Origin of the sequence: Moorena bouillonii PNG (genome assembly GCF_001942495.1) — a bacterium.
Classification (GTDB): Bacteria; Cyanobacteriota; Cyanobacteriia; order Cyanobacteriales; family Coleofasciculaceae; genus Moorena; species Moorena bouillonii.
In genome coordinates this window covers 2,742,563-2,755,742 of record NZ_MKZS01000001.1, presented here as the reverse complement: position 1 = coordinate 2,755,742, position 13,180 = coordinate 2,742,563, and the positions used below count along the sequence as shown (strand labels likewise).

Genomic DNA, 13,180 nt, shown 5'->3' with positions numbered 1-13,180 from the left:
GATAACTGATAACTGATAGCTGATAGCTGATAACTGTTCGCGTAGCGTGCGCGTAGCGCATAAGCTGATAGCTTACCGAACTTGCACCTCAAGTAGCGTGGCCTACGGCCAATCGCCAAAGGCGCGGCAGAGCCGAACGCATTATCGTCACACAACTTTAGAAGTAGCTTGATGAGTACACTTACACCGTCGTGAGTTAACCCTAGTAGGATTGAGAGTTGCCTCATAGTCATAACAATTGATTGCCTCTTCTGTTAGCGCCTTTGACGGATGTACTGTACACTTGAGGCGATAATCTCCAGTAAAAAAAGCGCAGCGACTACAGGGAATTTGATGTAATTGTCTCAAATGAGCGACACCATCTTGAAAGGTGACCCTAATCCGCCATAAAGCTATTCCGATTAATGTCCAAGCAGCTATGCAGCACAGAAACGTTGCCAAATGTTGAATAACCTGAAAAAGAAGTATCTCGAACATGCTTAACTACTAACTAATAAGATTTCAATTTATGGATGCTACAGATAGTTTAAGTATTCAGCTATCAGCTATCAGCTATCAGCTAAAGGCCTTGGGCTGATAGCTGATAGCTGATAGCTTACCTAACTACTAATCGCTAATGGCTCAGGGACTGGTGATGATAGGGATTCCCAGAACCGGACGATTTGCCGTCCTACTCGATGGGGATGGAAATAGTGGCAGAAGTGACCCCCTTCGGGATATTCCCATAAGCGATCGCATTCTTTTAACCAAGATTTCCATCCTTGCAAAGCATTAGAATCAACAATAATGTCATCCTTGCAACCACATACCATTAATGGCACTTGCACTGCTGTTGGTGGTACAGTAACCCGTTTATATAGGGAATGAGGAGAAGGAGAATAAGCTAAATCCTGCTCTAGGATGGTTACTAAACCTTTAGTGATCTGGTGATTCTGATGACCAAAGATGCTCTTAACCATTTGGCTAAGCAACACTTGGCGAGTGCAGGGTAAAAGTTGGAGCTGCACATAGTAGTGGGCTTGCCAGTCAACTGCGGGATTAACACCTACTGATAATAGAGTTAAAGACTTGACTTTTTCAGGATATTTACGGCTATACAGTAGTCCTACCAAACCGGCAGTGCTGTGGCCCACCAGATGGATAGGATGATCTGAGGTTTTGAGATAGTCATGAAGTAAGGTCAGGGCGATATCAAGAGAAGTTGGTTCATCTTGGTTTTGGCGATACTCCCACTGGCCAACTCGCTTTTGTTTAGACAAATAACGAATTAAAGGCTGATCAAAACGTAGAAAACTTGGACTAACATTCAACCAAAGGATATCAGGCAAATTAGACATATAGCAAAGGGAGTAGGGAGTAGGGAGTAGGGAGTAGGGAGTAGGGAGTAGCGATGCAGCGCGGTCTTGGGGGTTCCCCCCATGAGCGACTGCATCAAGACGGGAGTAGGGAGTAGGGAGTAGGGAGTAGGGAGTAGGGAGTAGGGAGTAGCGATGCAGCGCGGTCTTGGGGGTTCCCCCCATGAGCGACTGCATCAAGACGGGAGTAGGGATAAAAAATTATCATAATTCCTACACGGATCCCTATAGCAATTTTCTAATCACAAATCTTCAATAGGGGTGAAGCATTTTATTATATGTTTGAAAGTCATTAATGTTGACCGTTAACGATCAACTTTCAGTGGTCAATAGTCAACGGTCAACGTAGCTAGCTTTATAAAATAGAGACGGTTTTCAGGTGTAAGCATTCAGCATTCAGCATTCAGCATTCAGCATTCAGCATTCAGCCAAAGGCCTATGGCCAGGCTACGGTAACAGTTTATGCCAATAGCGCACACTACTTGAGCTGCTTTTGAATAAAATAAGCACCTCAAGCAGCGTGAGCGAAAAGCTCACGGCTGTTCGCGTAGCGTGGCCTACGGCCAACGGCTGTTCGCGTAGCGTGAGCGAAAAGCTCACGGCTGAATGCTTACCAGCTTACAACGGTTGTAAAAACTAAACTCCAAACTCTTGTTTGAGTTGGGCTACCCAAGTTTTTATCCGTTTTTCAGTCAGTTCAGACTGGTTATCGTCATCCAGGGCAAGACCAATAAACTTACCATTTTTGAGAGCTTTTGATTCATTAAATTCGTAACCCTCATTCGGCCAGTTTCCAACGGTGCTACCCCCCAATTCGGAAATTTTCGTTTCTAGAATACCAATGGCATCCATAAAGTTATCGGGATAGCCCTCCTGGTCTCCAGTTCCAAAGTAGGCAACTTTCTTACCACTAAAGTTGATATTATCTAGCTCTTCAAAGTAGCCATCCCAGTCAGCTTGTAATTCCCCAATATCCCAAGTAGGACAGCCGATGATGATATTGTCGTACTTTTCAAAATCGCTATTTTCAGCCTCTTCTATTTTATGTATAGTGACGACACCATCACCGCCAAGTCCTTCTTGAATTTCCTCAGCTGCCGCCTCTGTTTTACCGGTTTGAGAGCCGACGAAAAGACCTATTTTTGACATTTTTATTTACTCCTGATTGATTTTGATTAGATGGTGTAATAGCAGCATGTTAATTTTATTAATTCCTGATTCAGATCCCCCTAAATCCCCCTTAATAAGGGGGACTTTTTCATCTAATTACCCCTTATTAAGGGGGGCTTTTTAATCTAATTCCCCCCTTTTTTAAGGGGGGCTAGGGGGGATCTATGTACAGAATTACAAAGATGACATGCTCCTTGGTGTAAGGATTGCTCGCTCAGCGCTCAGCTATTTTTAACCAGCCTTTAGTTAAAGGGAAAGTAATTTTTAACTCAATCCCTAAGTTTTACTTGATTCAAAATCTTGCTGAGTGCTGATAGCTGTTCGCGCAGCGTGCGCGTAGCGCATATACTTACTAGATGGTTGAGAAACTAAGTAGTATGCTTGCTGTGCTTAGTGGTTACCGAGGTAGAGTCAGTCAGTATCCTTTCCTCCAGCATTGGCATCTGTTGCCGACAGTGGCAGCAATAGCAGTAAATGCTAGTTGCTAGTGGAGACATCCATCGTGGTTATGGCATCCATCTTTATGAACGCCCTCTAGGTCGTTTCTAGTTTATCACTAAATTTTATCAATAAACTGAAACCAAAAGGAGGGCATATTGTCTGTTCCAATAGTTTAGGTCAAAGTTGCACTTAACCTGGCTGTCACTATGGGACGGATGAACGGTTAGTTATATCTAAGCTAGGGAAAAGAGATAATGGGGTTAGGGTTGACATGGCTTCCTAGCCCCAGACAGCTCCTGTTTTAAGAAGCGTATAGAATGCTCCATTAATTACTCTAGCATTTGTTGAGACTTCTTAGCAACTATTTTAACCCATCATTCCCTGAATCATACTGAAGTTATTGACCAGCAGATAGGCAAAAATCGCTCCTCCTGCGCCACCAACTAGAAAAGCTCCAGCAAACTGACTCCATCCGTCAGCAGTTTGGATAGTTTCTGGTACCTCAGGTACCCTAGTAACGAATGTGGGTCGAGGTACAGTTTGCAGCTCTTTCTTAAAGGTGACTGTACCGTAGATTGATAGGCCGATGGTCGCGATTACAATCAGAGCAATGGCTGCTGTAACACCAGCTAAGTTTGCCATCTGTGAATCCCGCAACGGTCCTAATTTGGCAAACGGACCAAAGATAAAATACCCATGAGCCATGCCAATTTCTAGACCCCTGGACAGGGGAGAAAGACCGGGACGGTAAATAGGTAGGTTTTTGAGGAAGTTAAGGCTGAGATCTGAGGAGTTAATTGGGGTTGCTAAGTCACCTACTTGGGGATTACTCCGAGGGCTAATCAGCTCACCTTTTTTGAAGTCAAAACCAGCTTCTGCTCCTCGCGCCCGGATAGCATGCCAGATATGACCGAACAGAAACAACACGGCAAAGACAAAGTGGAATGCTGCCAACCAACCGCGAGCAGATACGATGCCATCACTGGATTCTAAAGTGCCTACTGGACCATAGAACACTTCCGGATAAACTGTGTCATTGACCATGACAAAGTAGGCGGCCAAAATTCCCATGTAGGCGATCGCTCCTAAGCTATAGGAGAGATAAGCTTCCCCGGAATAAACCAAAACCTCACGTGCCCAGTTAAACGGCTTAGTCAAGATATGCCAGAAACCACCACCAATGCAGATCAAACCCATCCAGATGTGACCGCCAACCACATCTTGTAAATTATTCACTGCTGCCATGCCTTCTGAACCGGATGCACCAACTAAGTAGCCAAAAATTTTGACAGGGCTAAGGGTGGGATCGGTAATCACTCGTACATTGCCACCGCCACTCGCCCAGGGGTCAAATAGTCCACCCCAAAACATGGCTTTAGCTACCAACAACCAAGCACCAACCCCCAAAAGGATTAGGTGAATCCCGATAATGGTGGTCATCTTGTCGGAGTCTTCCCAGTCATAACCAAAGAAACCAACAAAGGTGCCATCTTTGGTTAATTTATCTGGGGTAAGCAGGGAATGGTAAAGTCCTCCAGCTCCGAGCACTGCTGAGGAAATCAAATGCAAGACCCCAACCACAAAATAGGGATAGGTGTCGATAATTTGACCACCAGACCCAACACCTAAACCTAACGAAGCCAGGTGGGGCAACAAGATTAATCCCTGGTCATACATCGGCACGTCAGGGTTGTAGCGAGATAGTTCAAACAGGGTCATTGCTCCCGCCCACAGGACTATCAAACCAGCATGGGCAATATGAGCGCCTAGCAACTTACCGGATAATTCAATAAAACGAGCATTACCAGCCCACCAGCCGACTTTTGAGATTTGGCCTTGGTTGGGACTATCAGCAATTACTGCTGTCATTGATGTACCTCTTTGAGAATTATTTGCATTTTGATTTGGTCAATAAAGTGCTATTATATACACACTTTATTAGAATTAATTGCATTAAGCTGAATTTAGGTAGTAGCTTCTGAAGCTACTACCTTACCCCGGCGAAAATCAAAGCCAGCTGCTCGCAAAGCATGCCAAATATGCCCTTGGAGGAAGAAAAACCCAAGGAAGAAGTGAGCATTAGCTAACCAACTCCGGCAAGAAAGGGAGCTAGAGTTAGGATCGGCAAAGTAGGGGAAAACACCCAACTTAACCGATAAGGCAGGTCCATAAAAAACTTCTGGGTAGACTACGGTGTTAACAGCGCAGAAGTACGCGGCGATAAATCCCATCAGCGCCAAAGCGCCCAAGCTGTAGGAAAGATAGGCTTCTCCAGACCAAATAAAAAGACCCCGCGTCCACTCAGATGGCTGAGTCTTGATGTGCCAAAAGCCACCGCCAATACACAGTAGACCAACCCAAATATGACCACCAACTACATCCTCTAGGTTACTCACTCCAGCAATCCAGTTCTTGCCCACAGTACCAAACAGATAACCGAAAATCACTGCTGGATTGAGAGTAGGGTTGTTAATGACTCGCACATTCTCCACTGCTGGATCGTACAACCCCCCAAACGCCATAGCTTTAGCCACCAGTAGGAAAGCTCCAAATCCCAGTAGAATCAGGTGAATGCCAATGATAGTGGTCATTTTGTCCCCATCTGCCCAGCTATACCCAAAGAAGCCAGACCTGGCTTCCAAAGTTTCCGGACCTCGGAGGGCGTGGAAGATACCACCAAAGCCGAGAAATGCTGAAGAGATCAGGTGCAAAACACCAATCACAAAGTAGGGGTAAGTATCCACTATAGCTCCCCCAGCACCAACGCCCCAGCCTTGAGCTGCTAAGTGGGGCAGCAGGATTAACCCTTGTTCGTACATGGGTTTGGCAGGATTGAAGCAGGATAGTTCAAACAGGGTTATTGCTCCGGCCCAGAAGACGATTAGACCAGCATGGGCAACATGAGCCCCCAATAATTTCCCGGATAACTCCGTCAGGCGAGCGTTTCCTGCCCACCAACCATACTCTCCCTCTACTAATCGGGAACTCTCCGCAATGTTTGCCACTATACTACACCTCCTAGGCTTTTATTGCAAAATATATTCAATAGCTACTTGGAATAGCTTACACTACTGGTTAAGGAAAATGAAACCTATTTTTATTAAGAATCATGACAATTCGCAGATTTGGTAAGGTATCAGAGCAGTCGTTAGTGACTCAGAACCCTGTGATCACTAGGTTCAAGCCATCTGTTCATCTCTTTAAGCGCCATGACTTGATTGCTCTAGAACCCGATCAACTATGGGTAGTTCAACAGGGTGTGGTGAAAACCTTGACCTGGAATGACGAAGGAACAGTAATTACATTAGGATATTGGGGAGTTGGGGATGTAGTGGGGAAATCTTTGTCTAACTTGCAAACGTACGAAATCGAGTGTTTGACTAGGGTTAAAGCGCAATGTCTCTCTTTGTCTCAGTCTTACCGCTTATCCGAGGCTATTGTTTGCCATCTGCGACAGACCGAAGAGTTGCTGTGTATCATTAGAACCCCAAGAGTCTCTCAGCGTTTGCAACAGTTTTTGAGTTGGTTAGCCCGGAAGTTCGGTCGTCCCGTCTGTAGTGGGCAACTTATTGATATACCAGTGACCCATCAAGAACTAGCTGAGATGATTGGTACCACACGAGTAACCATCACCAGGCTGATCAAGCAGTTTGAGGAAGAAGGGATAATCAGTCGTCCTCGTCGATACTGTATTGTGTTGCGCGATTGTTCTAAATTGTAATTGAAAATACTATTAATGGCGCTAGACTCAGCATACTACCTGAAAAGGATAACCCTAGCGCCATCGACGTGATTCAGTTACGGGCTGATGGTGGGGAGGAAATTATGCGTTGCTTAATAATCGAATGATTTTAATAGTTTTGTGGAATGGGCATCTTGGTGGAACGGGCATCTTGGTGGAACGGGCATCTTGCCCGTTTCAATTTTCGGGCGGGCAGGATGCCCACCCCACTCATATTAATTCGAAGATTCAGCAATGCCCGAAATTATGCGATCGCAATGTAGCCTGATAATTGCTTAATCCGCTCCATCCAAGACATCACATTGGGGTAAGCATCTAGCGAAATCTTGGCGTCTGGTGATAGACTAACATAGGGGAAGCAAGCAATATCGGCAATTGTGGGGTGACCCAGTTCCAGCCATTCCCGATCACTGAGGTGGTTGTCGAGCAGTGTCAGGATAGTTTCCGACTTTTGTGTTGCGACCTCGATGTTAACGCTTTTTACATTAAACTTGTAATAAAGTCTAGCAAACTCTGGACCCTGGCGAATCTCTCCTGCAGTTGTAGATAACCAGCGCATCACTCGACTCATGGCTTCAGGCTCCAAAGGCAGCCAGTCTTCGCTACCATAGCGCCGTGCTAGATATACTAAAATAGCTTGGGCATCCTGAAAGATTAAATCTCCATCGGTGAGAACTGGCACTTGTCCAAAGGAATTCAATTCCAGAAACTCTGGAGATTTGTGTTGACCATTGTCCAGATCAACCCAGACAGTCTCGTGTTCTAACCCAAGTAGTGAAAGCATTAGCCGCACTTTGTAGCAATTGCCAGATAGCTGGTAATCATAAAGTTTTATCATAATTGTCTTCTCCTGATTTTTGCCTAATTTTTGTCAGTATTTAGCCGTCAGCTTTAATTGTGCCGGATTTATTAGCTTACTTATTAGCCTGCGTAGCTATGCTTTGCTGGTGTAGCCAAACCCTTGGGGGTTTGGGCATAGTTTTTAAGCACCGGGATGCTCCCCTTATGCACCGCATTTAAAGCCTTAACTCCTTCTTCTTGAGCAACCACACAACTAATTTTAGTGTCCGAACTTGTAATCATCTGAATAGTTATTTGCTGTTGTGCTAATGCCTCAAAAAACTGAGCAACAACCCCTGGTTGTGCCACCATACCACCCCCAACTAGACTAACTTTAGCGATTTCTGTATCCACTAGAATTTCCCCACAACCAATACTTAGTGCTAACGCTTTTAAAGCCATGGATGCTGCTTCAGCATCAGCTTGAGCCACCGTAAACGCAATATCACAGCTGGGGATATCATTAAAGCTATGACAGCGTTGAGACTGAATAATCATATCAACACTAATATTTTCTTGTGCCAGTCGTCCAAAGACTTTTGCTGCCATTCCCGCTTGATCTCTGACATGGCGAATTGTGATACAAGCTTGGTTGAGATCAACCACAGCACCGCATACTGGGGATGGGCTTGAACCGGTAGAAAACTCCTGAATTGAATCAGCTCCGAGCACTACAGAACGATCAATTTCAAAAGCCTGACACAAAGCAGCAACAGCGCGATCGCATACCTCAGCATTAATCACACAGGTGATCTTCAACTCAGAGGTAGAAATCATCTCAATATTAACTCCCGCCTCTGCTAGAGTAGAAAACATTTTAGCTGCAACCCCAGGACGTCCAATCATACCAGTTCCAGTAATTGCCACTGTTGCCATATTCTGCTCTACCATCATTTCTACCTCTTGTGACCCTTGCCAAGGATCCCTGTATAAAGCAGAAGTAATCAACTCTTTGAGTTTAGTTTCACTTGCTGCAGCTCCTAAAGTCTCACCTTGTTCAAAACCTCTGTTCACTACGGTCAACGCAATATCTTTACCATCGTCCTCCTGAATTGACTGAATCATCAGATTAACATCGAGATTGTCACGAGCAATTTCATCAAATAACCCTGCCGCTACCCCTAAACGATCCCGCCCTTGCCATCGGGCTACTTTTACTTGATTTGTCTCCAATTCCACTCCATATACTGCCTTGTTAATTTCCAACCCTTTCAGAGAACGAGGTTTAGGCATCGGAGAAATTATCCTAGTTCCTGGTGCATTGTTCCAGCTTGAACGTACAACCAAAGGTACCCCATAATTACGAGCAATCTCTACCGCCCTAGGATGTAGCACCTTTGCCCCTAAACTCGCTAACTCTAGCATTTCATCACAAGTAATTTCTGGGATTAATTGTGCCTCTGGTACAATCCGAGGATCAGTTGTAAAAATGCCTGGAACATCAGTATAAATTTCGCACAAATTTGCTTTTAAGGCAGCCCCTAACGCCACAGCTGATATATCTGAACCGCCACGTCCTAGAGTAGTAATTTCAAAGTTATCACCACTGCTCATACCCTGAAATCCAGCTACAACTACCACTGTTCCTTGATTAAGATAGTGCTTAATTCGCTTTGGCTGAATTTCCCAAATTCTGGCACGACCGTGTTCAGCATCAGTAATAATTCCTACTTGTGCCCCAGTTAAAGAAATAGCCGGTTGTCCCAATTCCTGCAATGCCATACTCAGCAAAGCAATTGATACTTGTTCTCCAGTAGACAGAAGCATATCCATCTCCCGAGCACTGGGATTAGTCGAGACTGCCTTCGATAAACTGAGCAAGTCATCAGTGGTTTTACCCATCGCCGAAACCACTACCACCACAGTATTATTATTTTGGACTGTTTGCTTCACCCGCCGGGCAACTGCTTTAATTCTTTCAACTGACCCAACCGACGTCCCACCATACTTTTGGATGATTAGCATTATATAGCCTCAGATAAAGTATCGTTTTAAATTGATTTAAATTTACAATTAATTTGTTTTTTTTATTGCTTTTCTAATGGATAATCGAAAGATTTAATCTGAAAAAAATATTACTATAAACAAGTAACATAAAACTTCGGACAAGGGAACAGTATGAAAGAGCGATTGAGCCCTATAAGACTACGAAATTTCGATTACCCTTTCCCTGATCCGAAGTGGGTGCATCTCATTTTTGCTGTTTGACACGGTGGTGCGTTACGGTCAGCAACATAACCCTGACTACGAGGCGAAAAATGAAGGCCCCCCTGAAGCACCACTAGGAAAATTTTCTATTAGGTACACAGGATTGTTTTCCCTGTTCCCTGTTCCCTGTTCCCTGTTCCCTAAAAACCCAGAACTTTGTACCTAACTAAATTGCAAACCGCCGTATTACACCTCAAGCAGCGCTATATCATTCTCTTTGTTGATCTGAATCAACTCAGCTACACCATCCCATAGAGCATAGCGTGCTTTGAGAGCATTCTCAGCAGAATTGAAAGCTTGCTCCCACTTCACAGGATCATCACCACAAAGATTTTTTAAGAGTTTTTTACCCATGGGAACATGCTGATCCTCATCCAGAAAATTATGCCTGTCTAGATAGAGACGCAAAGAATCCCAAGTAAATCCATAAAGACTATCTAAAGTAGCAATAACCTGTCTAAACATAGCAGGAATGATATCTTCTCGACCAAGTAGAAAAGCTGCAGCTACTTCATGGGTTGACTTAGTCGTAGTTTCCAAGGTAAATTTCACAAACGTTTTGGTTAATTCAGGTATCGAAATAGAGGCTATAGTTTGGTCAGCTGGAATACCTTTTCTAAGAGAAGATATAAACGTTTTAATTGGATTAGTATCAGCCCCAATCTCTGTCATGGCCACCATATAGAGATCATAGTGACTGATGTAATTTCCTGGTGAGACTTCATCAGTCTCTTCAGCTAAAACAATCTCATTGACCATCCTGGCAGAATTAATATCTGTCGGTGGCACCCAAGGTACATCCAAGCAAGTAACTCGGTGTTGAAGAGTCTTAATGAGAGACATGAAATCCCAAACAGCAAACACGTGAGACTCCATAAATATCTGTAGAGATACCAAGTCATTTAACTGTTGGTAAAGGGGGTGATTGATCAGAGCCATACGGCTTGGTTTAAGTTGTTCTTCCAGCTGAGCGTAATAGTCGAAACTCTTATAATTTTGCATTTCGATAATCTTCATGATTGGTCTCCTTAATAACCTGTAGAGTTTTTTTAATTGGGTGAGGCACATGGGGTGCATCTCATATTTGTAAAAAAGTTGCGTAGGGTGTGTTAGGGGGGGCATCATTTTCCGCTCAAGCGCCAGGGTTTAGACAGCCCGCCCCGTAACGCACCACCTTGTCAAACAACTTTAATGAGATGCACCCGGCACATGTTTTTAGAGAGTAGGGAACAGGGAACAGGGAACAGGGAAGAGAGAAGAGATAATAGTGAGGCAATTCATCAAGACAGGAAAAAAATTATGTATACCTCTCAGATAGGGCTCCTCAATTAATTGTGATAATTTTATTCCCGACTTCCTATTCCCTACTCCCTATTCCCTATTCCCGACTCCCTACTCCCTACTCCCTACTCCCTTTGCTAGATAATACCAACATAGTTTCTGGCAAAATCTCTAGCAAATGTCACCGATGTAGACAATTGCTTCAATTTCGATTCACTCAACTTATTGAAGAAACGGACATTCTCTACATCCTTGTCTTCAGACTTATGGAGCATATGCAACATCGAACAAGAGAATTCTTGAGCACGCCAAATATAGGGCAAACGAATTTCCGAGTAGCGTTTTAGGTAAGACATATCCCGTTTTTCCTGGTAGTAACTGACCAAGACTTCTCCAAGAACACCCGCATCCTGTACCGCCAGATTTAAACCTTTACCGCCGCAAGGTGTAATAATGTGACCCGCATCACCAGCTATCAATAACCGTTGGTACTGTAACGGTTCCATAACATAACTGCGCATGGATAAAATCCGCTTGTCAAAGATTTCCCCTTCTTTCAAAGTCCATTCCTTTTTGGCTAAACGCTTTGCCAAGGTACTCCAGATACGTTGATCAGGCCAATTTTTAACCTCATCATGGAGTGGAACTTGTAAGTAATAACGAGAAATCTTGCTATTGCGCGGCATGTGAGCTCCAAAGCCATCATGATGCAAGCCATAGATCACATGTGTTGCAGAAGGTGGTGCGTAAGCTAAAACTGCCAGCCAGCCGTAGGGATGCTGTTTTGTGTAGATGTCTACCGCTCCGTCTGGAATTGATTGGCGCGAGATTCCATGATAGCCATCACACCCTGCTACAAAATCAGCATGAATCGTGATGGTGGTGTCACCATCTTTATCGTAACACTCAACAATGACGCCGTCATCGGTTTGAGTAATTTTTTTCCCTTCATGGCGTAACAATAACTTACCACCTGCATCCAGATATCTTTGAATCAGATCGTCATTGAGATCGCTTTGGGGATAAATGTAATGGACATCCCCATCAGCTAACTTTCCGTAATCAAAGACAACGCTGTAATCAGGGTAACGAAATTCACAGGTATCATGGGTATAGCCATTTTGGAGAATTGTATCCGCTAGACCATGTTTTTTGAGTAGGTCAACTGTGGTGCTTTCCAGCACACCGGCCCGCGCCTTCGTATATATTTCTTCGCGGTTGTATCTATCCGCAATGATACAATCAATTCCATTTTGTAGCAGGATATTACCAACTACAATCCCAGCTGGACCTGAACCTAAAATACAAACTGATGTTTTCAATGCTGTACTATTAGTCATGGTTTAAGCTACCTCTTTAGTTAGATTTGAATAACAAGAAAGCACATTTTATTGACAAACAGCCTCTGTAAGCAGTCAGCGGTCAGCAGTCAGCGGTGAGCTAAAAGCTCACGCTACGCGAACAGCTTAAAATAAACTTCTTTGGCCTTTTGCTAATAGCTAATAGCTGATAGCTGATAGCTGATAGCTGATAGCTTACGACCCTCTAATAAGTACCTGGAATCATTTTTGTAGTAATAGCAATACGATTCCAAGCATTGATAGTCACAATAGCCATCAAAAGTTTAGCTATGTCGGTTTCCGAAAAATAGCGACTTACCTCTTCATAAACTGAATTCGAGACCTGATTCTCTGAAATCAGAGTCACTGCTTCAGTTAGCTCTAATACAGCCCGCTCTTCCGGGCTAAAAAATGGCGCTTCTTTCCAAGCATTTAGGGCATAAATTCGTTGTTCTGTTTCTCCATTACTTCTGGCTTCTTTTGTATGCAGATCGATACAAAACGCACATTTGTTCAGTTGAGAAGCACGAATTTTTATCAACTTTATCAGTGTTTTATCTAACCCACTTTTATTCACATATTTTTCCAAATAATTCATGGCTAGATAAGCTGCTGGTTCAACTTTATTTAGTTCCAATCTTGTTTCCATTTCCATACATAAATTGGTTGGTAAAATTACAAAAATTGACGTTTTACTTGATTAAGCTAATACAGCGGTTTGCAATTCAATTAGGTGCAAATTTATGGGTTTTTAGGGAGCAGGGAGCAGGGAGCAGGGAGCAGGTAAGAGGTAAGAGGTAAGA

13 protein-coding genes are annotated in these 13,180 nt (G+C 43.8%); 2 read left to right on the top strand and 11 right to left on the bottom strand.

Annotated elements, in window-relative coordinates; translation table 11 throughout:
- Positions 1–147: 147 nt before the first annotated feature.
- From BJP37_RS11295 to BJP37_RS11275, 6 genes are all read right to left on the bottom strand, one after another.
- On the bottom strand, positions 148–477 hold the full coding sequence (locus tag BJP37_RS11295; protein WP_075898841.1) for a hypothetical protein: 330 nt from the start codon (positions 475–477) through the stop codon (positions 148–150).
- Between the two features lie 122 nt (positions 478–599).
- On the bottom strand, positions 600–1,337 hold the full coding sequence (locus BJP37_RS11290) for an alpha/beta fold hydrolase (protein WP_075905993.1): 738 nt from the start codon (positions 1,335–1,337) through the stop codon (positions 600–602).
- Between the two features lie 94 nt (positions 1,338–1,431).
- Positions 1,432–1,563 (bottom strand): hypothetical protein, encoded by a 132-nt coding sequence (locus BJP37_RS43475; protein WP_269086986.1) that lies wholly within the window; start codon positions 1,561–1,563, stop codon positions 1,432–1,434.
- 428 nt (positions 1,564–1,991) lie between these two features.
- A complete protein-coding gene (gene fldA, locus BJP37_RS11285; RefSeq protein ID WP_075898839.1) occupies positions 1,992–2,504 on the bottom strand; it encodes a flavodoxin FldA in 513 nt (170 codons plus the stop codon).
- Between the two features lie 828 nt (positions 2,505–3,332).
- Positions 3,333–4,835, bottom strand: coding sequence for a chlorophyll a/b binding light-harvesting protein (locus BJP37_RS11280; RefSeq protein WP_075898837.1), 1,503 nt, complete (start codon positions 4,833–4,835; stop codon positions 3,333–3,335).
- 95 nt (positions 4,836–4,930) lie between these two features.
- Positions 4,931–5,971: a chlorophyll a/b binding light-harvesting protein gene (locus BJP37_RS11275; RefSeq protein WP_075898835.1), complete on the bottom strand. Its 1,041-nt coding sequence runs from the start codon at positions 5,969–5,971 to the stop codon at positions 4,931–4,933.
- Positions 5,972–6,075: 104 nt separating this feature from the next.
- On the opposite strand from BJP37_RS11275, the gene BJP37_RS11270 reads away from it, so the two are divergent.
- Positions 6,076–6,687 carry a Crp/Fnr family transcriptional regulator gene (locus tag BJP37_RS11270; protein WP_081431144.1) on the top strand — a complete coding sequence of 204 codons (612 nt, stop codon included), beginning with the start codon at positions 6,076–6,078 and terminating at the stop codon, positions 6,685–6,687.
- Between the two features lie 265 nt (positions 6,688–6,952).
- Here the strand turns inward: BJP37_RS11270 and BJP37_RS11265 are convergent, their stop codons facing one another.
- Both BJP37_RS11265 and BJP37_RS11260 read right to left on the bottom strand, forming a co-directional pair.
- Positions 6,953–7,546, bottom strand: a complete 594-nt coding sequence (locus BJP37_RS11265) for a glutathione S-transferase family protein (RefSeq protein ID WP_075898833.1) — start codon at positions 7,544–7,546, stop codon at positions 6,953–6,955.
- 83 nt (positions 7,547–7,629) lie between these two features.
- On the bottom strand, positions 7,630–9,516 hold the full coding sequence (locus BJP37_RS11260; protein ID WP_438941532.1) for an aspartate kinase: 1,887 nt from the start codon (positions 9,514–9,516) through the stop codon (positions 7,630–7,632).
- Between the two features lie 229 nt (positions 9,517–9,745).
- On the opposite strand from BJP37_RS11260, the gene BJP37_RS38960 reads away from it, so the two are divergent.
- Positions 9,746–9,922 carry a hypothetical protein gene (locus BJP37_RS38960; protein WP_158069531.1) on the top strand — a complete coding sequence of 59 codons (177 nt, stop codon included), beginning with the start codon at positions 9,746–9,748 and terminating at the stop codon, positions 9,920–9,922.
- A 20-nt stretch (positions 9,923–9,942) separates the two neighbouring features.
- On the opposite strand, the gene BJP37_RS11255 is transcribed toward BJP37_RS38960, so the two are convergent.
- The 3 genes from BJP37_RS11255 to BJP37_RS11245 form a co-directional block, all read right to left on the bottom strand.
- A complete protein-coding gene (locus BJP37_RS11255; RefSeq protein WP_081431143.1) occupies positions 9,943–10,773 on the bottom strand; it encodes a DUF3050 domain-containing protein in 831 nt (276 codons plus the stop codon).
- A 401-nt stretch (positions 10,774–11,174) separates the two neighbouring features.
- Positions 11,175–12,377 carry a 4-hydroxybenzoate 3-monooxygenase gene (locus tag BJP37_RS11250; RefSeq protein ID WP_075898829.1) on the bottom strand — a complete coding sequence of 401 codons (1,203 nt, stop codon included), beginning with the start codon at positions 12,375–12,377 and terminating at the stop codon, positions 11,175–11,177.
- A gap of 205 nt (positions 12,378–12,582) precedes the next feature.
- The gene (locus BJP37_RS11245) at positions 12,583–13,026 is read right to left on the bottom strand and encodes a carboxymuconolactone decarboxylase family protein (RefSeq protein ID WP_075905987.1); all 444 of its coding nucleotides are present in this window, start codon (positions 13,024–13,026) and stop codon (positions 12,583–12,585) included.
- Positions 13,027–13,180: the final 154 nt, after the last annotated feature.

Bases quoted from the DNA above. Each gene is read 5' to 3' on its own strand.
- BJP37_RS11280 (WP_075898837.1), bottom strand. From the start codon at position 4,835: ATGACAGCAGTAATTGCTGATAGTCCCAACCAAGGCCAAATCTCAAAA.
- BJP37_RS11250 (WP_075898829.1), bottom strand. From the start codon at position 12,377: ATGACTAATAGTACAGCATTGAAAACATCAGTTTGTATTTTAGGTTCA.
- fldA (WP_075898839.1), bottom strand. From the start codon at position 2,504: ATGTCAAAAATAGGTCTTTTCGTCGGCTCTCAAACCGGTAAAACAGAG.
- BJP37_RS43475 (WP_269086986.1), bottom strand. From the start codon at position 1,563: ATGATAATTTTTTATCCCTACTCCCGTCTTGATGCAGTCGCTCATGGG.
- BJP37_RS11290 (WP_075905993.1), bottom strand. From the start codon at position 1,337: ATGTCTAATTTGCCTGATATCCTTTGGTTGAATGTTAGTCCAAGTTTT.
- BJP37_RS11295 (WP_075898841.1), bottom strand. From the start codon at position 477: ATGTTCGAGATACTTCTTTTTCAGGTTATTCAACATTTGGCAACGTTT.
- BJP37_RS11245 (WP_075905987.1), bottom strand. From the start codon at position 13,026: ATGGAAACAAGATTGGAACTAAATAAAGTTGAACCAGCAGCTTATCTA.
- BJP37_RS11255 (WP_081431143.1), bottom strand. From the start codon at position 10,773: ATGAAGATTATCGAAATGCAAAATTATAAGAGTTTCGACTATTACGCT.
- BJP37_RS11265 (WP_075898833.1), bottom strand. From the start codon at position 7,546: ATGATAAAACTTTATGATTACCAGCTATCTGGCAATTGCTACAAAGTG.
- BJP37_RS11270 (WP_081431144.1), top strand. From the start codon at position 6,076: ATGACAATTCGCAGATTTGGTAAGGTATCAGAGCAGTCGTTAGTGACT.